Genomic DNA, 19,968 nt, shown 5'->3' on the forward strand with positions numbered 1-19,968 from the left:
GTTTTAGAAGCCTTGCTTGGCAGCGGTATCAATGCGAACCGATAATTTTGCTTTGCTTGGCTCGAAGTCAGGAATATAGCTCACTTATCGTGTTATGTTTGGTGCTGCTCACAGAGAAGCAACGACGGTTTTAAGAGGTGTAACGTGGCGTTTTATCTACCTTCAAGTCAGGGTGAATGGCTGGCATGGACTGTGGGCGTTATCACGTTGCTCTTTGGTTTGATCCTGATGTTTGCACCGGGAATTTCGCTGAAAATTCTGCGTCTCAACGCGCCTGATCTGCGTGCAAATGCTCTTTCATCGGTACGGGCGACAATTGCAGGGCCTTATATCGGCCTTGGCGTGGCCTGCCTGTTATTCGCGCAACCGTTTTTATGGATGGCGCTGGGTTGCGTCTGGGGCTTTGTGCTTTTCGGCCGTCTGATTTCGATGATGTCGGATAAGGCTAACAGTTTTTATAACTGGATTGCCGTTGTGGTCGAGCTGATGCTGGCCGCAGGCCCGTTGCTCTTTGCTTTCGGCTTTGTTGCCTGACTTTTGAAACAGGCCGCGCTTCAGCAGAATCTGTCAGACAGAGGCTGAAGCGGGAATCAGTTGCGGCTGAATTATGCTCCAAAGAAAAATCGTATGATGTGAGCATAATTTTGCCGGAATTCTGCAAATGGTTAGCGAAATGCCTGTTTGGATAATCCGGCATTTTCTTCGCGGTAAAATCATCCTGCATATTCATTTAAGTTATTGTTATATTTGAATAATTATAAGCGGTTCTGCTTTTTTCAGTCTGCAGTGCTTATGAACTTTAGCTCATGAAACTTGTCCGCAGCATCAAAATAGCACTGTAAAGCGCATGAAACGGCGGGATTCGCGTGTTGCGAGTCCTGATTGTCTATGCTAGACGGCTTTCGAATTTCAATGCAGTCAGGCGGGTCGTCCGCAGGGCACAGATGGCGGTGCAAATCGGCACTTCATCGGGGGGTATTGAAAAACATCAATAAAATCGCTGTTTTTGTGCATGGATAAACTATGCGTTAAAAGCGGGATTTCAACCAAGAGAGATGGTTATTCGTGACAGGATCGTCTTCGCTCATTTCCGGTGTTGCTCAGCGCTATGCTGGATCCCTGTTTGATCTGGCGCTTGAGTCTAAATCCGTTGCTCAGGTGGAGAAAGATCTTGGCCGCATCGAGGCTATGATCGGTGAAAGCGAAGAACTTCGCCGCCTGATCCACAGCCCGGTCTTCTCTGCTGAAGATCAGCTCCATGCAATCGCCGCAGTTGCAGACAAAGCCGGTATCACCGGTCTGGTCGGCAATTTCCTGCGTGTTGTTGCTGGTAATCGCCGGCTTTTCGTATTGCCGGACATGATCAAAGCTTTTTATCTGATCGCCGCTGAAAGCCGCGGTGAAGTTGCAGCTGATGTGACTTCTGCCCGCGAATTGACGCAGGCGCAGCAAAATGAATTGAAGGCGACGCTGAAGAGTGTGGCCGGCAAGGACGTGACAATCAATGTCACTGTCGATCCGTCGATTCTTGGCGGTCTCATTGTGAAGCTGGGATCGCGTCAGATTGACACTTCCCTTCGCACTAAACTTTCTTCTCTTAAGCTTGCACTGAAAGAGGTCGGCTGATGGACATCCGCGCTGCGGAAATTTCCGCAATTCTGAAAGAGCAAATCAAGAATTTTGGCCAGGAGGCAGAAGTCTCCGAAGTTGGTCAGGTTCTTTCCGTTGGTGACGGTATCGCCCGTGTATACGGTCTGGACAATGTTCAGGCCGGTGAAATGGTCGAATTTCCGGGTGGCATCCGCGGTATGGCGCTCAACCTTGAAAGCGACAACGTTGGTGTTGTTATTTTCGGTTCTGACCGTGACATTAAAGAAGGCGATACCGTTAAACGTACCGGCGCCATCGTTGACGTTCCAGTCGGTCCTGGCCTGCTCGGCCGCGTTGTTGATGCTCTTGGTAACCCGATCGACGGCAAAGGCCCGATCGTTGCAACCGAGCGTCGCCGCGTAGACGTTAAAGCTCCTGGTATCATTCCGCGTAAATCGGTTCACGAGCCGATGTCGACCGGTCTGAAAGCCATTGACGCTCTTATCCCTGTTGGTCGTGGTCAGCGCGAGCTGGTTATCGGTGACCGTCAGACCGGTAAGACCGCAATCATTCTCGACACCTTCCTGAATCAGAAGCCGATCCATGATAACGGCCCTGACAAAGACAAGCTGTTCTGCATTTATGTTGCGATCGGCCAGAAGCGCTCGACCGTTGCCCAGTTCGTTAAAGTGCTCGAAGAGCGCGGCGCTCTGGAATATTCGGTTGTTATCGCTGCGACTGCTTCCGATGCTGCGCCTCTGCAGTATCTGGCGCCGTTCACAGGCTGCGCAATCGGTGAATATTTCCGCGATAACAGCCAGCACGCTCTGATCGGTTATGATGACCTTTCCAAGCAGGCTGTTGCTTATCGTCAGATGTCCCTGCTGCTGCGTCGTCCTCCGGGCCGTGAAGCTTACCCAGGTGACGTATTCTATCTTCACTCCCGTCTTCTCGAGCGTTCGGCTAAGCTGAATGACGAACTCGGTGCAGGTTCTCTGACCGCTCTGCCGGTTATTGAAACTCAGGGCGGTGACGTTTCCGCGTTTATTCCGACCAACGTGATTTCGATCACAGACGGTCAGATCTTCCTTGAAACCAACCTGTTCCACCAGGGTATCCGCCCTGCTGTTAACGTTGGTCTGTCGGTTTCCCGCGTGGGTTCTGCCGCTCAGATTAAAGCGATGAAACAGGTTGCCGGATCGATTAAGGGTGAGCTCGCTCAGTATCGTGAAATGGCTGCGTTTGCGCAGTTCGGTTCCGATCTGGATGCTGCAACCCAGCGTCTTCTGAACCGCGGTGCGCGTCTGACTGAACTGCTCAAGCAGCCACAGTTCTCGCCGCTGAAAACCGAAGAACAGGTTGCTGTGATTTTCGCCGGTGTTAACGGCTATCTCGATAAGCTGGCTGTTAATCAGGTTGGCAAATTTGAAGCCGGTCTTCTGGCATCGCTGCGCAACGAGCACAAAGATGTGCTGGATGCGATCCGCGATCAGAAGGCAATCAGCGACGAAATCAAGGGCAAACTCAAGGCAGCTATCGACGCTTTCGCCAAGAACTTTGCTTGATTAACTCTGACGGGATGAACGGATGCCTTCACTAAAGGATCTGAGAAACCGTATCGCCTCGGTTAAGGCGACGCAGAAAATTACCAAGGCGATGCAAATGGTCGCCGCGGCTAAGCTGCGTCGTGCCCAGGAAGCAGCCGAAGCGGCACGGCCGTATTCTCAGCGGATGAGTGCAGTTCTGGCCAATATTGCCCAGAATGTAAGCGGTGATGATGCACCGAAACTGATGGCGGGTACCGGTAAAGACGATGTGCATCTGCTCATCGTCGCTACTGCGGAACGTGGTCTGTGCGGTGGGTTCAACTCGCAGATCGCACGTCTCGCCCGTGAACATGCCCGCCAGTTGCTGGCAAAGGGTAAGACAGTAAAAATCATTACTGTCGGCAAAAAAGGTGCGGACATTCTGCGTCGTGACTTTAGTGGTCAGATCATCGATCACGTTGATCTGCGCGAAGTTAAGCAGCTTGGTTTCGCCAATGCCGACCAGATCGGTCGCAAACTGATCGCGCTTTTCAACAAGGGCGAATTTGATGTTGCGACACTGTTCTACTCGCAGTTCAAGTCGGTGATTAATCAGGTTCCGACTGCTCAGCAGCTTATTCCGGCATCTGCCAATGGCGGGGCTGGTGATGCTGGGGAAGCGGTTTCTACTGGTGGTGCGATCTATGAATATGAGCCGGATGCGGCTGCTATTCTTGACGATCTTCTGCCGCGCAACATCTCTGTCCAGATTTTCAGCGCTCTGCTTGAAAATGTGGCCGGTGAAATGGGCGCAAAAATGAGCGCGATGGATAACGCAACGCGTAATGCGGGCGATATGATCAACAAGCTGTCGATCACATATAACCGTCAGCGTCAGGCTCAGATCACCACAGAACTGATTGAAATTATTGCGGGCGCGGAAGCGCTCTAATCGGAAGGTAAGGATCGATGGCTAAAGCAGCGACACCGAAAACTACCAAGACCACGGCAAAGGCTAAGTCCGGCGAGGCTGCATCTGGTGCAGTCGGCCGTATCAAGCAGGTCATCGGCGCTGTCGTCGACGTCCAGTTTGATGATCATCTGCCTCTGATCCTGAACGCGCTGGAAACCGACAACCTCGGTAACCGTCTCGTTCTGGAAGTTGCTCAGCATCTTGGCGAAAATACAGTACGTACCATTGCTATGGACTCGACCGAAGGTCTGGTTCGCGGTCAGGAAGTACGTGATACCGGCGATGCGATCCGCGTTCCGGTAGGGCCTGAAACACTCGGCCGTATCATGAACGTGATCGGTGAACCAGTTGATGAAGCTGGTCCGATCGTGACTGCTGCGACCCGCGGTATTCACCAGCCGGCTCCTGAATATATCGAACAGTCACCTGAATCCGAGATTCTGGTAACCGGTATTAAGGTTGTGGATCTTCTCGCCCCTTACGCTAAAGGTGGTAAGATTGGTCTGTTCGGCGGTGCGGGCGTTGGTAAAACCGTTCTCATCATGGAACTCATCAACAACGTGGCTAAAGCCCACGGTGGTTACTCGGTATTCGCCGGTGTTGGTGAGCGTACCCGTGAAGGTAACGATCTCTATCACGAAATGATCGAATCCGGCGTTAACAAGCTGGGTGGCGGCGAAGGCTCGAAAGCAGCTCTCGTTTACGGTCAGATGAACGAGCCGCCAGGTGCGCGTGCCCGTGTTGCTCTCTCCGGTTTGACGATCGCTGAAAGCTTCCGTGATGACGGTCAGGACGTGTTGTTCTTCGTGGATAACATTTTCCGCTTCACACAGGCTGGTTCGGAAGTGTCCGCGCTTCTCGGCCGTATTCCTTCCGCTGTGGGCTATCAGCCTACGCTGGCAACGGATATGGGCGCGATGCAGGAACGCATCACCACCACAACCAAAGGCTCGATCACTTCGGTGCAGGCAATTTACGTTCCTGCGGATGACTTGACTGACCCTGCGCCTGCGACTTCCTTTGCGCACTTGGATGCGACTACGGTTCTTAACCGTTCGATCGCTGAAAAGGGTATTTATCCTGCGGTTGATCCGCTTGACTCAACATCCCGTATGCTTGACCCGATGATCGTTGGTGAAGAGCATTACGAGACTGCCCGTCAGGTTCAGTCAATTCTGCAGCGCTACAAGTCGCTCCAGGACATCATCGCCATCCTTGGTATGGACGAATTGTCTGAAGAAGATAAGCTGACAGTGACCCGTGCCCGTAAGATCGAGCGCTTCCTGTCCCAGCCGTTCTTCGTGGCTGAAATCTTCACCGGTTCGCCAGGTAAACTGGTTGATCTTCAGGATACAATCAAAGGCTTTAAAGGCCTTTGCGCAGGCGATTACGATCACCTGCCTGAAGCAGCTTTCTACATGGTCGGTTCGATTGAAGAAGCGATTGAAAAAGCACAGAAGCTGGCACAGGCCGCTTAATGTGATTGGTCAGGCAGGCTTTGGTCTGCCTGACCGTTCTTACAACAGGTGTGTCTCTTCAGACCCTCTTGTAAAACAGTTAAAACTGACAGCGTTGTTTCGATACGCTGACCTATAGAATTCAACGCCGGAACACTGCTCTAGAGCAGCTTGTTCAGGAAATTTGAGTGAGAATCATGGCTGGAACCTTCAAATTCGAACTGGTATCACCGGAACGCCTGTTGCTCTCTGCTGAAGTGAGCGAAGTGGTCATTCCCGGTAGCGAAGGCTATCTGACAGTTCTGGCCGGTCATGCTCCTTTGATGACCACCATTATTCCCGGTAAAGTAACAGTCAAAACTGCTGACGGTAAGAGCGATGCTTATATCGTTTTCGGCGGCTTCACTGACATTACTCCGGAAGGTTGCTCATTGCTGGCAGAATCCGCACTTCATATTGATGAAGTTAAGCGTGAAGATATTGCTGCCCGCATCGAACATGCACGTCAACTGATTGATGATGCTGCTTCACCGGAGCATCGCACTGCTGCAGAATTGTTCCTGCATCAACTGACAACTCTTGAAGGCGCTATTCTGCCTGCATAATGCAGCGCGTTTACAGCCTTTTGATTATAAAAAAACCGCGATAAATTTATCGCGGTTTTTTTGTATCTCAATAGATTTACAAAATCAGTTCTGTTCAATCGATAGGCCTTGCTCACCGATTTTCAATTCGACACCTTTGGGTTTGGATTCCTGCTGATAGGTGTAAATCGAAAAGCCGATAATAATTACAATGAGCGCTCCGAGCAGAATATATAATCCGTTTTTATTCATAAGACCTCAGATATGCAGTGTTTTTCAGCGATCCCCGTGTATTACAGGGATCACTTCTGTCTTGCTGAAAGCTACGATCTTAACGGCGGGCTAACAGAGCCAGCACCAGACCGATACCAGCGACAAGCGCGGCGGTTGCCAAAGGATTTTCTTTGGCTGTTTCGGTCACGACCTGTGCCTGATGTCTGACCTCTCTTGCTGCAACGCGGCCGCGTTTACGGAGAGTCTCATAGGTTTGGGATGCATTCTCGCGGGCATCATCGTAAAATGCAGAACCCTGCTCGGAGAGTTTCTTGGTCACCGAAGCCAGTTCGCTTTTCAGTTCCGCAATCTGGTCTTCAAATGTCTTTTCTGCATCATTACGCAATTTGGAAGCCATAGGATCTCCTTGTGTGATGGCCATAAACCGGAGACGGGTATCTTCCGGTTCAGAAAACTATTCAAAGAGATAACGATGCAGCGCGAAATAAGTTCCTGAGTTTAATAAATTGCCTGTCTTCCCAGCCGAATAGGAGGAACTTAGTCCTGCTGCAAGCGGGTGGAGCAGGGGTCAATCACTACACCACCCTCAAAGCTGTTGGTCAGCATCCCGCTGACTTTCACATGATCTCCGGCTTTCAATGCACTATTGTCATATTCAAGACAGATGACTTGCAGTCTCTGGTTCGGGCAAAGCTCTGTTACGGCAATCGGATTGGCCTCATGTACAGCTTTGACTTTTGCCTGCAGGATAATTTCCGGCCATTGTTCGGATGTTTTGTCCCATTTGGCTGCAAGGGTGCCAATGGTCTTGCAGCTGGTCACAACCGGTCCCTGATAATCACTCTCAGCTGTTTGCGTAAAACCGGTACTGCTGAACAGGAATAGCAGGCAAGGTGCTGCTAATAATTTGAATGAAAAATGCGAATTAAAAACAAACATATAGCCGATAAGCCTTTCGGAGATGATGCAGGCTTATCGGCAGCAATTACGGCACTTATGGGGTGAGTGTACGCAGATAGGCGATGAGCTGTTTTGCGCTTTCAATGGCGGCTGTTTCATCGCGGGAGACAATTGCATCAATCATCTGCGTATGGGCGGTTGAAGAATCCTGCAGGCTGTTGTCACGACGCAGGCGGAACCAGAAGCGGCGGCTGTGGCTTTGCAGAGGCGCGGCCAGACGTGTGGCATAGTTGTTGAGTGAGGCGCTGCCAAGAACTTCATCAAACGCTTTATCGGCGTCCAGAAATAACGGGATATCCTGTGTTGTGGCGGCTTGCTTCATCATGACCGCAGCTTCGCGCAGTTTCTCATGCTCATAAGCACCGGAATAACGCGCTGCATCGCGGCAAAGAATTTGTTCGACACCTTCGCGGGCATCCAGAACCTTGGTGAAATCCTTAGGGTCAAGGGCCGTAATCGCAATGCCCGAGCGCGGCCGCACTTCCATCAGGCCTTCCCATGCCAGCCGCTGGATAGCTTCGCGCACCGGTGTTCTGCCCATGCCGGTGAGCTCGATCAGGACACGTTCATTGGTAACACTTCCCGGTTGCAGCTGCAGTGTAACAATATGGCGTTCGAGCAACCGGTAAGCCTGATCCGAGAGGCTGAGTGCGGTTACGGTCTGCTGGTCGTCGGAATAGTCTGACTGCCCTGACATAAAGGCTTTATCCTTGTTCTTGATAGCAGTTCTGCTGCCGGCAGAATTTGCGGCAAGCTGTGCTCTGCTTTAGTTTTTGCGAAGCCGATATCGCTGAAGCGCAATATGCAGGATGTATAAATTTCAATGATATTTTTCTGAGAGATACTACAAGAAGCTGGTTTTCTCAATATGAGTGCCGGTCGTCCTGGCTGGGCGATTGTTTATAAGTCTGCATTATCCCGTGCAGAATTTAATTGACGCGCATTCTGAATTTAGATATATCAGAAATATATCAATTGGGAGAATGATTATGTGGTCAGGTATTTTTCCGGCAGTCACAACAAAATTTACTGAAAATGATGCTCTGGATCATAAAGAGATGGAGCGTTGCTTCGGTCTGCAGATTGATGCGGGCGTTGACGGTTTTGTTGTCGGCGGCTCTCTGGGTGAAGGCCCGATGCTGTCGGGAGAGGAAAAGCTGGAAGTTTTCAAAACCGCCCGTGCGGTTGCCGGAAAACGTCCGGTGCTGATGACCGTTTTCGAGGCCGGTACACGTGAAGGTGCTGCTGCTGCCAAAGCTGCTGCGAAAGCCGGTGCAGACGGCCTGATGGTTGTGCCAAGCCCGATCTATTTCACCAATCCTCAGGAGACTGTCACCACGCTGAAAGCCATGGCTGCTGCCGGTGGTCTGCCGGTGATGATCTATTCCAACCGCATGGCCTATCGTGTGGATGTGACCGGTGAATGCCTTGAAGAACTGGCGAAGGACGATCTGTTTGTTGCGATCAAGGAATCCTCGGATGATATCCGTCGCACAATCGATATCGTCAATCAGTTCGGCGATCGTTTTGATCTTTTCACCGGCGTAGATAATCTGGCTTTTGAAGCACTGACAACCGGTGCAATCGGCTGGGTTGCCGGTGTTGTGACCTCACTGCCGCGTGAAACTGTGGTTCTGTATCAGCTTATCAAACAGAAGCGTTATGATGAAGCGCTGCCGCTTTATCGCTGGATGCGTCCGCTGCTTGATCTCGATGTTTCAACCTATCTGGTGCAGAATCTCAAGCTGATTGAAGTTCATGCGATTCAGTCGAATGACCGTGTTCGTCTGCCGCGCCAGCCGCTGAGCGGAGAGCGCCGTGCACAGGTTGAAAAGATTGTAAAACAGGCTCTGGCGACACGGCCTGAACTGCCAAAAATCTGACAATCTGAACCCCGGTTAATTCAAAAATAATCGGGGTTTTTCATAGCAAGAATGTATTTTACGGCGTAAGGTCTGCACCAGCTGAAATAACAATAAGTGTAGCAGGCAGGAGGGCACATGGCGTCGGTCAATAGCGTCAATGTGGATGGGAAGCAGAATAATTCTGAAATTATTATAATCGGGGCAGGTATTGTCGGTATCGCTGCAGCAGCTGTGCTGAGTGAGGCGGGGCATTCTGTGCTGGTTGTGGATCGTACCGGTATTTGTGAGGAGACAAGTTCCGGTAATGCGGCGGCACTGGCATTTTCTGAAGTCTTGCCGCTCGCTTCCAAAGGTGTGATGAAAAAAGTGCCGGGCTGGCTGATGGATCCGCTGGGGCCCTTCGCTATCCGTCCGTCTTACTTGTTGAAATTGCTGCCATGGCTTTATCGCTTCTGGCGTGCCAGCAGCCCTTCGGCTCTGCGCAACAGTACCGTCGTGCAAGGGGAGATGATGCAGCTTGCCGAGCGTGAAATGCTGGCATTGGCGGAACGCGCCGGTGTGACGGACATGATCCATCATGAAGGCAATCTTGAGCTTTATGAAAGTGAAGCTGAACTGCAGGCGGCTATGCCGGGCTGGGAAGCCAAAAAACAGGCGGGCATTGATTATACTGTGGTGCGCGGCGCTGAACTGGCAGCCTTGCAACCGGGATTATCACCGCGTTTTGTGGTTGGCTGTTTTGTTCCGAAATGGAAAAATGTCTCCGATCCGAAACTTTATGGCAAAGCTCTGTGGGCTTATGCAGAGAAACTCGGCAGCCGCTATCAGCAGGGTATTGTTACTAAAATCGCGCATATGCAGGGCGGTGCTGAAGTCACGCTGGCTGACGGCAGTAAGCTGCAGTGCAAAAAACTCATTGTTGCCGCAGGGGCTTGGTCACATCATCTGAGTGCCCAGCTGGGCGATGCGGTGCCGCTGGAAACAGAGCGCGGATATAATACGACACTGCCGGTCGGGGCTTATGACATCCGCCGTCAGCTGACATTCCCCGGCCATGCTTTTGTGATTACGCCGCTGACGACCGGCGTGCGCGTGGGCGGTGCGGTCGAACTCGGCGGGCTGACATTGCCGCCGAATTATGCGCGTTCAGAAGCTATGCTGAAAAAGGCAAAGCAGTTCCTGCCGCAGATGAATATTGAGGGCGGGCGGCAATGGATGGGCTATCGTCCTTCAACGCCGGATACGCTGCCGGTCATCGGTTATTCATCGGTCTCCAAAGATATTGTCTATGCTTTTGGCCATGGACATCTGGGGCTGACACAATCGGCGGCAACAGCACGGCTGGTAACGCAGCTGCTTAATCACGAAACAACCGCACTGCCTGTCAGTGCTTTCAGTCCGAAACGTTTTTGAGAAACATCATGGCAAAACATTCCTTCTTCTGTGTTGATGGTCATACCTGCGGCAATCCCGTCCGGCTTGTTGCCGGCGGGGGACCGAACCTGCATGGCTCAACAATGATGGAAAAGCGGGCGCATTTTCTGGCCGAATATGACTGGATCCGTACAGGGCTGATGTTTGAGCCGCGCGGTCATGACATGATGTCCGGCTCGATCCTGTATCCGCCGACACGGGAAGACTGCGATGTGGCCGTGCTGTTTATTGAAACATCGGGCTGCCTGCCGATGTGCGGACATGGCACGATCGGTACTGTAACCATGGCGATTGAGCAGGGGCTGATCACGCCGAAAGTACCGGGCAAGATCAATCTGGATACACCGGCCGGTAAAGTCGCAATCGAATATGAGCAGAACGGCCAGTATGTGGAGAGCGTGCGGCTGACAAATGTGCCGGCATTTCTCTATGCGGAAGGTCTGGAAGTGGAATGTCCTGATCTCGGCATGCTGAAAGTTGATGTCAGCTATGGCGGAAATTTCTATGCAATTGTTGAGGCGCAACAAAATTACACGGATCTTGCCGATTATTCGGTACTGGATCTGATCGGCTGGAGCCCTGTTTTACGTCAGCGACTCAATGAGTTGTATAAATTTCAGCATCCGGAACTGGCTGATATCAACCGCCTCAGCCATATTTTGTGGACAGGAAAACCGACGAAACCGGAAGCTCATGCACGAAATGCCGTTTTTTACGGGGAAAAAGCGATTGATCGTTCACCATGCGGCACCGGTACCTCGGCGCGTATGGCGCAGCTGGCGGCACGCGGAGAGCTGAAGGCAGGCGACGATTTTGTTCACGAATCTGTGATCGGGTCACTGTTCCACGGACGTGTGGAAGCAGAGGTACAAGTTGCTGATAAGAAAGCGATAATTCCGTCAGTTGCCGGCTGGGCGCGCATGACCGGATATAATACGATTTTTATTGATGACCGTGACCCGTTCGCGCACGGATTTGTAGTTCGTTAAAGACGTCGCAAACGGAACATTGTTCAATCTTTGAAACAATGCAGAAGGGCGATTGACCGGCATTAAATTATGAGTAATCTTAAATTTCAGGAGCAGAGCAGGGGGAATATAATACTATATTACTAGTCGTTATTTCTATAGTTTCTGTGTATGCGAGCTATCCGGTTTGGCGCATGTTCAGCCAAAGACAGAGGGAAGCTTGTCTGACTACGCAGAAACTATCGGGGGAGAATTTTGCCTGAAATGCTGAAATGAATAATGCCGGTCTGTCCTCAGGGACATGCGGCGGATCTATAAATGCTGGGCGGTACCAAGGCAGATTTTGCCTGCCGGATTGTGCAGTAGGAGTAAACGATCTGAAATATAAGGGAAGAGCCTGTTAAAGGTGACAATAATTCAGATCATAAAAGGGTGACTTTGCAATGGAATATTTTATCCAGCAAGTGATCAACGGGCTCACGCTCGGATCGATCTATGGATTGATCGCCATCGGCTATACCATGGTTTATGGTATTATCGGCATGATCAATTTTTCTCACGGTGATGTTTTTATGCTCGGCGCCTTTATGGCGCTTATTGTTTTTTTATTGCTGACAACATTTGTTGGTGCAGTACCTGTCGTACTTGCAATCCTGCTGATGATGATTGTCGCTATGATCCTGACCAGTATGTGGAGCTGGACCATTGAGCGGGTCGCCTACCGGCCATTGCGCGGGTCTTTCCGGCTTGCACCGCTGATTACAGCAATCGGTATGTCCATTGCGCTGTCTAACTTCGTGCAGGTAACACAGGGTCCGCGTAACAAGCCGATCCCTTCGCTGATTAATGACTCTTATTCATTATTCGGTACCAGTGTTATCATCTCGCTGAAACAGATCGTTATCATTGCAGTTACCATCGTTCTGCTCACAATCTTCTGGTATATTGTTAACCGTACATCCTTGGGGCGCGCCCAGCGTGCCTGCGAACAGGATCGTAAAATGGCATCGCTGCTCGGTATCAATGTTGACCGCACGATTTCTCTGACCTTCGTTATGGGCGCCGCACTGGCCGCCGTGGCCGGTACGCTTTATCTCACATTCTACGGGGTTATCTCGTTTACAGACGGCTTTATTCCGGGTGTGAAAGCGTTCACCGCAGCGGTTCTCGGTGGTATCGGCTCGCTTCCGGGCGCTGTGATCGGTGGCTTGCTGATCGGTCTGATCGAGGCGCTCTGGTCTGCCTATTTCTCGATTGATTATAAAGATGTTGCTGCGTTCTCGATCCTTGCGATTGTGCTGATCTTCATGCCTTCCGGCATTCTCGGCCGTCCAGAAGTTGAAAAGGTGTAACATGACCAATGCTTTTCAAACTTCTCCGGCGGGTGCACCGAAGGCTGAACCGTCAGATTTTGCAGCCGGTATCCGCGAAGGTATCATTGCAGCCATTCTGGCATTCGGCCTGTTCGTACTGATCGTCGGTTTCAAAACCGAGCAGAATATCAATAATGAGCTGGTGCTGGTTCAGCGCTGGGGGCTGTTGTTTACCCTTGTAGCTCTGGCAGGTATCGGCCGTTTTCTGCACCGCGCTTTTCTTGTGCCTTATATGGCAAAGCGCGGAAAATCCGAAAAACAGGTTGTTGCCAGCGGTGATGTTTCGTTCTTCCGTAAGAATTTTTCGAAACTGGCAATCCTTTTCCTGTTTATCTATCCGGTGCTGATTGTTCTGACACTTGGTTTTCAGGGCTCCCTGAAATGGGTTGATAATTTCGGTGTGCAGATCCTCATCTATATCATGCTGGCATGGGGGCTGAATATCGTTGTCGGTCTCGCCGGCCTGCTGGATCTGGGTTATGTGGCCTTCTATGCGGTCGGTGCTTATTCCTACGCATTGCTGTCCTCCTATTTCGGTCTGTCTTTCTGGACGCTGCTGCCGGTTGCCGGTATTCTCGCAGCCTTCTGGGGCATTATTCTCGGCTTCCCTGTGCTGCGTCTGCGGGGCGACTATCTTGCGATCGTGACGCTGGCTTTCGGTGAAATCATCAGACTTGTGCTGATAAACTGGACGGCGGTTACCAAAGGTACCTATGGTGTATCGGGTATTGCCAAGGCTACCTTCTTCGGTATTCCGTTCAAAGCCGGTCCTGATGGTTTTGCTGCCACTTTCGGCCTGCAATTTTCTGCAGCCCATTATAAAATCTTCCTCTATTACGTCATTCTGTTGCTGGCGCTTTTGACCGCATGGGTCACAATCCGTCTGCGCCGTATGCCGATCGGCCGTGCATGGGAAGCACTGCGTGAGGACGAAATTGCCTGCCGTGCGCTGGGTATCAATACGACAACAACCAAGCTGACCGCCTTTGCAACCGGCGCGATGTTTGGCGGCTTTGCCGGTGCCTTCTTCGGCGCGCGTCAGGGTTTTGTCAGCCCGGAATCCTTCATCTTCCTCGAATCCGCGGTTATTCTTGCCATTGTGGTTCTTGGCGGTATGGGATCGCTGATCGGTATTGCGATTGCTGCAATCGTGATGATCGGCGGTACAGAAATCCTGCGCGAACTTTCATTCCTGAAAGCCGTGTTCGGCCAAAGCTTTACGCCGGAACTCTATCGTATGCTGATTTTCGGTCTGGCTATGGTTGTGGTGATGGTCTGGAAACCGCGTGGTTTTGTCGGTCATCGTGAACCAAGCGCCTTCCTGAATGAGCGTAAGCTGGTGTCCGGTTCCTTTACCAAGGAAGGTCACGGTTGATGGCGGGGATAAATACTATGGCAAATTCTGAACTTGCTGAAAAAAGACAAAACGCCGATACCATTCTGAAAGTCGAGCATCTTTCCATGCGTTTCGGCGGTCTGGTGGCAATTAATGATCTGAGCTTTGAAGCCAAACGCGGCGAGATCACTGCGGTGATCGGACCGAACGGCGCCGGTAAAACCACTGTGTTTAACTGCCTGACCGGTTTCTACAAGCCGACCGGCGGCATGGTGACAATGCAGCATAAAAACGGCGATAAGTTCCTGCTGGAACGGATGCCGGATTTTGTGATTACCAAAAAAGCCAAGGTTGCCCGTACCTTCCAGAATATCCGCCTTTTCACAGGTCTGACAGTTCTGGAAAACCTGCTGGTTGCCCAGCATAATCCGCTGATGGTGTCATCCGGCTTTACTTTTCTGGGGCTGCTCGGATTTCCCGGCTATAAAAAGGCAGCGAAAGACGCGATTGAAAAAGCCCGTATCTGGCTTGAGAAAATCAATCTGATCCATCGTGCTGATGATCCGGCAGGTGATCTTCCTTATGGCGATCAGCGCCGTCTGGAAATTGCCCGTGCTATGTGCACCGATCCGGAAATGCTGTGCCTTGATGAGCCGGCAGCCGGTCTGAACCCGCGAGAATCTGCGGAGCTTAACAAGCTTTTGCTGGATATTCGTGCAGAGACAGGCACGTCCATTCTGCTGATTGAGCATGATATGTCGGTGGTTATGGAAATTTCCGATCATGTGATCGTGCTTGAATATGGCACGAAAATCTCTGACGGCGCTCCGAGCTTTGTGCAGAATGACCCTAAAGTTATCGCCGCCTATCTCGGTGTTGATGATGATGAGGTAACCGATCTGATTGAAGGCTCCGGCGGTGACGTCGGGGAAGTCGATCAGCTGGTCACGCAGCTTGCAGATGTTGATCCTGCGGATGAGGTTGCTGCACCGGAGCATCTTGCCGGTGGTCTGGATGCGCCGCGCGGCGGTATCGCTGATAATCTGACCCTGATTAAAGGGATCGGCAGTGTTAACGAGACTAAGCTCAATGCCCATGGCATCTATCATTTCGATCAGATTGCCGCGTGGACAGAAGCTGAAATCAAACAGGCTGAGATGTATCTGAGCTTTGACGGCCGTATTGCCCGTGAAGACTGGGTAGGGCAGGCACGCCAGCTGGCCAGCGGCGGAAAAACGGAATTCTCATCCCGTGTGGAAGCCGGCAAAGTACCGTCCAGCCATGAGACATCCGAAGAGACAGATTCGACGAAGAAAACTGAGGGGGGTAAATGATGCAGGCTCAGAACCCGCTTCTGGTTATCGATAAGGTTGAAACCTATTACGGCAATATCTGCGCGCTGAAAGGTGTTGATGTCACGGTTAAATCCGGTGAAATCGTCACGCTGATCGGTGCAAACGGTGCCGGAAAATCAACTCTGATGATGACGATTTTCGGTACACCGCGTGCCCGCACCGGACGCATTCTTTTTGAGGGCAAAGATATTACTTCTATGCCGCCTCACGAGATTGCAAAACTGCGTATTGCGCAGTCTCCGGAAGGGCGCCGTATTTTCCCGCGCATGAGCGTGATGGAAAATCTGCAAATGGGTGCCAGTCTCGATAATCAAAAATACTTTGATGAAGATGTGAAACTGATGTTTGATCTGTTTCCGCGTCTTAAAGAGCGTATCAATCAGCGCGGCGGTACTCTGTCGGGCGGTGAGCAGCAGATGCTGGCGATTGCCCGTGCATTGATGGCACGGCCAAAATTGCTGATGCTGGATGAGCCGTCACTTGGTCTGGCACCACTGATCGTCAAACAGATTTTTGAGGCGATTAAAGAGCTGAACCGCACCACCGGACTGACTGTGTTTCTGGTGGAGCAGAATGCTTTCGGTGCGCTGAAACTTGCTCATCGCGGTTATGTGATGGTTAATGGTGTGATTACTATGAGCGGCAGCGGGCAGGAGCTTCTGGCAAATCCGGAAGTACGCGCAGCCTATCTGGAAGGCGGACGTCATTGATGAGAAAGCCGGGCAGACAAATTGTCCGGCACTCTTCATAATGTTCAGCTTTAGATGAATTAACGCAGTTTCTGACAAGCCGGGGCGCTAAAAAATCAGCCTCGCTTCCGGAAACTGCACCAGCCGGAAATTCTGTTCAGAAATCCGGTGAATTGGGGAGAATTATTGATGCAAGGCATTCTCTATGAAGAGCCGTCATTCTGGCTGTTTTTGTTGATTACCTGCATTCTCGGCGGCTGGGCCGCATGGATGACAGGGCGGGCCTGCGCACAAACATGGCGTCCATATGCAATGTTTGTGCTCTATCTCCTGCCTTTGACAGCGATGGTTCGTTTTATTCATTTTGCAATGTTTGAAGGAACATTGCTGTCGCTGCATTACTATCTGGTCGATTTTGTTGTGTTGCTGGTGATTGGCACGCTTGGCTATCGTTTCACAAAGGTGAAGCAGATGGTGCGTCAATATAACTGGCTCTATGAACAGACTTCACCATTTTCCTATAAGTCGAAATAACAGGCGATTTAAAGGAACCAAGAAACAACATCCCTGAGCTGATTATTGAATTTGGGGGTGTTTTGAAATTGCAATATTCCGCTTTGCGGGAACGAAGTGAGTATTGTGATACGCCGGTGTAACACTCCGGTATGAACTGCCCGGGAAACCGGTTTCTGCTTAATGATTGTAATAAAAATGACCGGCCGATCATCGGTATTGCATCGCAAAACTTTGATCTCCGTATTTAATAAAACAAGGAAACTGATCTGCGGCAGACGGTTTCCGGCATAATCATTGTAATGGGAGCAGTTAATATGAAAAAATCTTTATTCTACAGCGTAGCAGTGTCGGCTCTCGTGGCTTTCAGCGGCTCGGCTTTTGCGGATGTTCTGGTGGGTATCGGCGCACCGCTGACTGGACCGAACGCGGTTTATGGTCTCCAGATTCAAAAAGGAGCCGAGGCTGCAGCAGAAGTCATCAATGCAGAAGGTGGCCTGAACGGAGAGAAAATCGTTTTCACCCTTGGTGATGACGTTTCCGATCCGAAACAGGGCATTTCGGTTGCCAACAAGTTTGCCGCTGACGGTGTTAAATTCGTTATCGGACACTTTAACTCCGGCGTAACAATTCCGGCTTCGGAAGTGTATCAGGAAAACGGCATTCTGGAGATTTCACCAGGTGCGACCAACCCTGTTTATACTGATCGCGGTATGTGGAACACATTCCGTACCTGCGGCCGCGATGACCAGCAGGGTATTGTTGCAGGTCAGTATATTGCTGAAAAGTTCAAAGACGCCAAAGTGGCTGTTGTTCACGACAAGACACCTTACGGTCAGGGTCTGGCTGATGAAACCAAGAAAGCACTCAATGCAGCAGGTATGAAAGAAACCCTGTATGAAGGTGTGAATATTGGCGAGAAGGACTTCTCGGCACTGATCGCAAAAATGAAGCAGGAAGGCATTACCGTTATTTATTGGGGCGGTATGCACGCGGAAGCCGGTCTGATTATTCGTCAGCTCGGCGATCAGGGGCTGAAAGCACAGTTCATTTCCGGTGACGGTATCGTCTCCAATGAGCTGGCTTCCATTGCCGGTAATGCGGTTGAGGGAACTCTGAATACTTTCGGTCCTGATCCGCGCAACAATCCGGCCAATGCTGATCTGGTGAAGAAGTTCCGCGATGCCGGTTTCGAGCCTGAAGCTTATACACTTTACTCCTATGCCGCGATGCAGTCGCTGGCCGGTGCAGCGAAAGCTGCAGGCAGCAATGATCCGGAAACAGTTGCGAAAGCACTGAAGTCCGGCACATTCAAGACTGTGCTCGGAGATATCTCTTTCGATGAGAAAGGCGATCCGAAGCTGCCGGGCTATGTCATGTATAAGTGGGAAAAAGGCGCTGACGGTAAGTTCACTTACATTCAGCAGTAAACCTGTCTTTGAAAATCAGCGGGGCCGGCTCAGTCCGGCCCCGTTTGATTGAAAGCTGTATTGCAGACAGCGGAGACAGTTTTTTGTTTCAGAACAGTTCCGTGTGAAACCGGTTTTCATAGAGGAACTGTTGAAAGAAATTCTGCCGGATGTCTCATTCCGACAGAAAAATGCCGGTGTTCCGGCGACCTCAAAACCTGCTTTTTGTCAGTTTTTGAGCATATTCACGGGAGTAGGAAATATGAAGAAGTCTCTGTTCTGCGGTGTTGCACTGTCTGCAATGCTGGCCTTTAGCGGTTCATCATGGGCCGATATTCTGGTCGGTGTTGGTGCACCTCTGACGGGCGGTGGTGCCGCATATGGCGCACAGATTAAAAACGGTGTGGAAGCAGCTGTTGAAGTTGTGAATGCAGAAGGCGGTCTGAATGGCGAAAAGATCGTTCTTGTTTATGGCGATGATGTTTCTGATCCCAAGCAGGGCATGTCCGTTGCCAATAAATTTGCTGCCGATGGTGTGCAATTTGTCATCGGTCACTTTAATTCGGGCGTGAGCATTCCGGCTTCGGAAGTTTATGCCGAAAACGGTATTCTTGCGATTGCACCGGGCACAACCAATCCGGTTTATACCGATCGTGGTCTCTGGAATACATTCCGTACCTGCCGCCGCGATGACAATCAGGGTATCGCTGCCGCCAAATATATCGTCGATAATTTCAAAGACGGTAAAATCGCAATTGTTCATGACAAAACCCCTTATGGTCAGGGACTTGCAGACGCCACCAAGAACGCGATGAATGAACTGGGTCTGAAAGAGACAGTTTATGAAGGCGTGAATGTCGGTGAAAAAGACTATTCCGCGCTGATCGCCAAGCTGAAGCGTGACGGTGTTACGGTTATTTACTGGGGTGGTCTGCATCCGGAAGCCGGTCTGATTATCCGTCAGATGGGCGATCAGGATCTGAAGGCGCAGTTCATTTCCGGTGACGGTATTGTGTCCAACGAACTGGCTTCGATCGCCGGTGATGCGGTTGCCGGTGTGCTGAACACTTTCGGCCCTGATCCGCGTGAAGATCCGGCCAATGCTGAACTGATCAAGAAATTCCGTGATGCCGGATTTGAGCCGGAAGCTTATACTTTCTATTCCTATGCGGCAGTGCAGTCTCTGGCTGCAGCGGCAAAGGCTGCCGGTACCAATGATCCTATGACTGTTGCGACAGCCATGAAGGAAAAAGGTCCGTTCAAGACGGTTCTCGGCGAAATTTCCTATGATGAAAAGGGCGATCCGAATCTTTCGCCTTATGTCATGTTTGAATGGCGCAAAGGTGATGACGGAAAATATAATTATTTCCAGAAAAAATAATTCCTGAAATCAGGGAATTATTTCAGAATTAGAATAGTATTCTCTTTCTTGAAAAGAGGTCTAATACTTTGGAATAATTGGCTCAGCAATGCCCGGCACTTGTGTCGGGCATTGTTATTTTAAGACGTATTTTCGCTGTTCTTTCACAAAAAAAACGATCAGTATGCAGACGGAATTTTGCCGGTCACGGGAACGACCGGCATGTGTCAGAATAGAGCATAATTCCTTAAACTTGGATCAGTTTAAGGTGAAATTATGCTCTAATTTTAAAGTGTTAGAGCGACCTTTGTGTGCCAAGTCTGGCACACGGCGCTCTAGTTT

At 50.8% G+C, this 19,968-nt stretch carries 20 protein-coding genes; 16 read left to right on the top strand and 4 right to left on the bottom strand.

The genetic code is table 11. The features are described 5' to 3' along the window. Positions 1-144 precede the first annotated feature (144 nt). The 6 genes from BKD14_RS16215 (at position 145) to BKD14_RS16240 (ending at position 6,151) form a co-directional block, all read left to right on the top strand. Complete coding sequence (locus BKD14_RS16215; RefSeq protein ID WP_022709892.1) at positions 145-534, top strand: DUF4345 family protein; 390 nt, start codon at positions 145-147, stop codon at positions 532-534. A gap of 531 nt (positions 535-1,065) precedes the next feature. After that, complete coding sequence (locus BKD14_RS16220; RefSeq protein WP_022709893.1) at positions 1,066-1,626, top strand: F0F1 ATP synthase subunit delta; 561 nt, start codon at positions 1,066-1,068, stop codon at positions 1,624-1,626. Beyond that, the gene (gene atpA, locus BKD14_RS16225; protein ID WP_022709894.1) at positions 1,626-3,155 is read left to right on the top strand and encodes a F0F1 ATP synthase subunit alpha; all 1,530 of its coding nucleotides are present in this window, start codon (positions 1,626-1,628) and stop codon (positions 3,153-3,155) included. Before BKD14_RS16220 ends, atpA begins: the two co-directional genes overlap by 1 nt. Positions 3,156-3,177: 22 nt before the next feature. Further along, a complete protein-coding gene (locus BKD14_RS16230; RefSeq protein ID WP_022709895.1) occupies positions 3,178-4,068 on the top strand; it encodes a F0F1 ATP synthase subunit gamma in 891 nt (296 codons plus the stop codon). A gap of 17 nt (positions 4,069-4,085) precedes the next feature. Beyond that, the gene (gene atpD / locus BKD14_RS16235) at positions 4,086-5,567 is read left to right on the top strand and encodes a F0F1 ATP synthase subunit beta (RefSeq protein ID WP_022709896.1); all 1,482 of its coding nucleotides are present in this window, start codon (positions 4,086-4,088) and stop codon (positions 5,565-5,567) included. 176 nt (positions 5,568-5,743) lie between these two features. Then, the gene (locus tag BKD14_RS16240) at positions 5,744-6,151 is read left to right on the top strand and encodes a F0F1 ATP synthase subunit epsilon (protein ID WP_022709897.1); all 408 of its coding nucleotides are present in this window, start codon (positions 5,744-5,746) and stop codon (positions 6,149-6,151) included. Positions 6,152-6,235: 84 nt separating this feature from the next. Here BKD14_RS16240 and BKD14_RS19385 read toward each other — a convergent pair whose 3' ends face one another. From BKD14_RS19385 to BKD14_RS16255, 4 genes are all read right to left on the bottom strand, one after another. Then, positions 6,236-6,382 carry a hypothetical protein gene (locus BKD14_RS19385; RefSeq protein WP_175576125.1) on the bottom strand — a complete coding sequence of 49 codons (147 nt, stop codon included), beginning with the start codon at positions 6,380-6,382 and terminating at the stop codon, positions 6,236-6,238. Positions 6,383-6,461: 79 nt separating this feature from the next. After that, on the bottom strand, positions 6,462-6,761 hold the full coding sequence (locus BKD14_RS16245; protein ID WP_075657355.1) for a DUF883 family protein: 300 nt from the start codon (positions 6,759-6,761) through the stop codon (positions 6,462-6,464). A gap of 140 nt (positions 6,762-6,901) precedes the next feature. Continuing rightward, the gene (locus BKD14_RS16250; RefSeq protein WP_139316454.1) at positions 6,902-7,186 is read right to left on the bottom strand and encodes a hypothetical protein; all 285 of its coding nucleotides are present in this window, start codon (positions 7,184-7,186) and stop codon (positions 6,902-6,904) included. A gap of 172 nt (positions 7,187-7,358) precedes the next feature. Continuing rightward, positions 7,359-8,021: a GntR family transcriptional regulator gene (locus BKD14_RS16255; RefSeq protein ID WP_075657257.1), complete on the bottom strand. Its 663-nt coding sequence runs from the start codon at positions 8,019-8,021 to the stop codon at positions 7,359-7,361. Between the two features lie 292 nt (positions 8,022-8,313). Between BKD14_RS16255 and BKD14_RS16260 the strand changes: the two genes are divergently transcribed. The 10 genes from BKD14_RS16260 (at position 8,314) to BKD14_RS16305 (ending at position 19,647) form a co-directional block, all read left to right on the top strand. Beyond that, positions 8,314-9,207: a dihydrodipicolinate synthase family protein gene (locus tag BKD14_RS16260; RefSeq protein WP_028233386.1), complete on the top strand. Its 894-nt coding sequence runs from the start codon at positions 8,314-8,316 to the stop codon at positions 9,205-9,207. 117 nt (positions 9,208-9,324) lie between these two features. Next, complete coding sequence (locus BKD14_RS16265) at positions 9,325-10,602, top strand: FAD-binding oxidoreductase (RefSeq protein ID WP_075657258.1); 1,278 nt, start codon at positions 9,325-9,327, stop codon at positions 10,600-10,602. Positions 10,603-10,610: 8 nt separating this feature from the next. Further along, positions 10,611-11,612, top strand: a complete 1,002-nt coding sequence (locus BKD14_RS16270; RefSeq protein WP_075657259.1) for a 4-hydroxyproline epimerase — start codon at positions 10,611-10,613, stop codon at positions 11,610-11,612. Between the two features lie 422 nt (positions 11,613-12,034). Then, entirely contained in the window at positions 12,035-12,943 is a 909-nt protein-coding gene (locus BKD14_RS16275) for a branched-chain amino acid ABC transporter permease (protein WP_022709905.1), read from the top strand. A gap of 1 nt (position 12,944) precedes the next feature. Continuing rightward, positions 12,945-14,339: a high-affinity branched-chain amino acid ABC transporter permease LivM gene (gene livM, locus BKD14_RS16280; RefSeq protein ID WP_022709906.1), complete on the top strand. Its 1,395-nt coding sequence runs from the start codon at positions 12,945-12,947 to the stop codon at positions 14,337-14,339. Between the two features lie 17 nt (positions 14,340-14,356). After that, positions 14,357-15,634 carry an ATP-binding cassette domain-containing protein gene (locus BKD14_RS16285; protein ID WP_075657260.1) on the top strand — a complete coding sequence of 426 codons (1,278 nt, stop codon included), beginning with the start codon at positions 14,357-14,359 and terminating at the stop codon, positions 15,632-15,634. Next, complete coding sequence (locus BKD14_RS16290) at positions 15,631-16,365, top strand: ABC transporter ATP-binding protein (protein WP_022709908.1); 735 nt, start codon at positions 15,631-15,633, stop codon at positions 16,363-16,365. The genes BKD14_RS16285 and BKD14_RS16290 overlap by 4 nt, the downstream gene beginning before the upstream one ends. Before the next feature lie 168 nt (positions 16,366-16,533). Further along, positions 16,534-16,878: a DUF6867 family protein gene (locus BKD14_RS16295; protein ID WP_022709909.1), complete on the top strand. Its 345-nt coding sequence runs from the start codon at positions 16,534-16,536 to the stop codon at positions 16,876-16,878. A gap of 296 nt (positions 16,879-17,174) precedes the next feature. Then, on the top strand, positions 17,175-18,287 hold the full coding sequence (locus BKD14_RS16300; protein WP_028233388.1) for a branched-chain amino acid ABC transporter substrate-binding protein: 1,113 nt from the start codon (positions 17,175-17,177) through the stop codon (positions 18,285-18,287). A 241-nt stretch (positions 18,288-18,528) separates the two neighbouring features. Continuing rightward, positions 18,529-19,647, top strand: coding sequence for a branched-chain amino acid ABC transporter substrate-binding protein (locus tag BKD14_RS16305; protein ID WP_028233389.1), 1,119 nt, complete (start codon positions 18,529-18,531; stop codon positions 19,645-19,647). The last annotated feature ends 321 nt before the right edge of the window (positions 19,648-19,968 follow it).

The sequence above is a fragment of the Pseudochrobactrum sp. B5 genome (genome assembly GCF_001939785.1).
Lineage (GTDB): Bacteria > Pseudomonadota > Alphaproteobacteria > Rhizobiales > Rhizobiaceae > Pseudochrobactrum > Pseudochrobactrum saccharolyticum.

Excerpts from the sequence above, each read along its gene's own strand:
- BKD14_RS16305 (WP_028233389.1), top strand. The coding sequence starts at position 18,529 with ATGAAGAAGTCTCTGTTCTGCGGTGTTGCACTGTCTGCAATGCTGGCC.
- BKD14_RS19385 (WP_175576125.1), bottom strand. The coding sequence starts at position 6,382 with ATGAATAAAAACGGATTATATATTCTGCTCGGAGCGCTCATTGTAATT.
- BKD14_RS16270 (WP_075657259.1), top strand. The coding sequence starts at position 10,611 with ATGGCAAAACATTCCTTCTTCTGTGTTGATGGTCATACCTGCGGCAAT.
- BKD14_RS16240 (WP_022709897.1), top strand. The coding sequence starts at position 5,744 with ATGGCTGGAACCTTCAAATTCGAACTGGTATCACCGGAACGCCTGTTG.
- BKD14_RS16230 (WP_022709895.1), top strand. The coding sequence starts at position 3,178 with ATGCCTTCACTAAAGGATCTGAGAAACCGTATCGCCTCGGTTAAGGCG.
- BKD14_RS16295 (WP_022709909.1), top strand. The coding sequence starts at position 16,534 with ATGCAAGGCATTCTCTATGAAGAGCCGTCATTCTGGCTGTTTTTGTTG.
- BKD14_RS16290 (WP_022709908.1), top strand. The coding sequence starts at position 15,631 with ATGATGCAGGCTCAGAACCCGCTTCTGGTTATCGATAAGGTTGAAACC.
- BKD14_RS16265 (WP_075657258.1), top strand. The coding sequence starts at position 9,325 with ATGGCGTCGGTCAATAGCGTCAATGTGGATGGGAAGCAGAATAATTCT.
- atpA (WP_022709894.1), top strand. The coding sequence starts at position 1,626 with ATGGACATCCGCGCTGCGGAAATTTCCGCAATTCTGAAAGAGCAAATC.
- atpD (WP_022709896.1), top strand. The coding sequence starts at position 4,086 with ATGGCTAAAGCAGCGACACCGAAAACTACCAAGACCACGGCAAAGGCT.
- BKD14_RS16285 (WP_075657260.1), top strand. The coding sequence starts at position 14,357 with ATGGCAAATTCTGAACTTGCTGAAAAAAGACAAAACGCCGATACCATT.
- BKD14_RS16300 (WP_028233388.1), top strand. The coding sequence starts at position 17,175 with ATGAAAAAATCTTTATTCTACAGCGTAGCAGTGTCGGCTCTCGTGGCT.
- BKD14_RS16255 (WP_075657257.1), bottom strand. The coding sequence starts at position 8,021 with ATGTCAGGGCAGTCAGACTATTCCGACGACCAGCAGACCGTAACCGCA.
- BKD14_RS16245 (WP_075657355.1), bottom strand. The coding sequence starts at position 6,761 with ATGGCTTCCAAATTGCGTAATGATGCAGAAAAGACATTTGAAGACCAG.
- BKD14_RS16275 (WP_022709905.1), top strand. The coding sequence starts at position 12,035 with ATGGAATATTTTATCCAGCAAGTGATCAACGGGCTCACGCTCGGATCG.
- livM (WP_022709906.1), top strand. The coding sequence starts at position 12,945 with ATGACCAATGCTTTTCAAACTTCTCCGGCGGGTGCACCGAAGGCTGAA.
- BKD14_RS16260 (WP_028233386.1), top strand. The coding sequence starts at position 8,314 with ATGTGGTCAGGTATTTTTCCGGCAGTCACAACAAAATTTACTGAAAAT.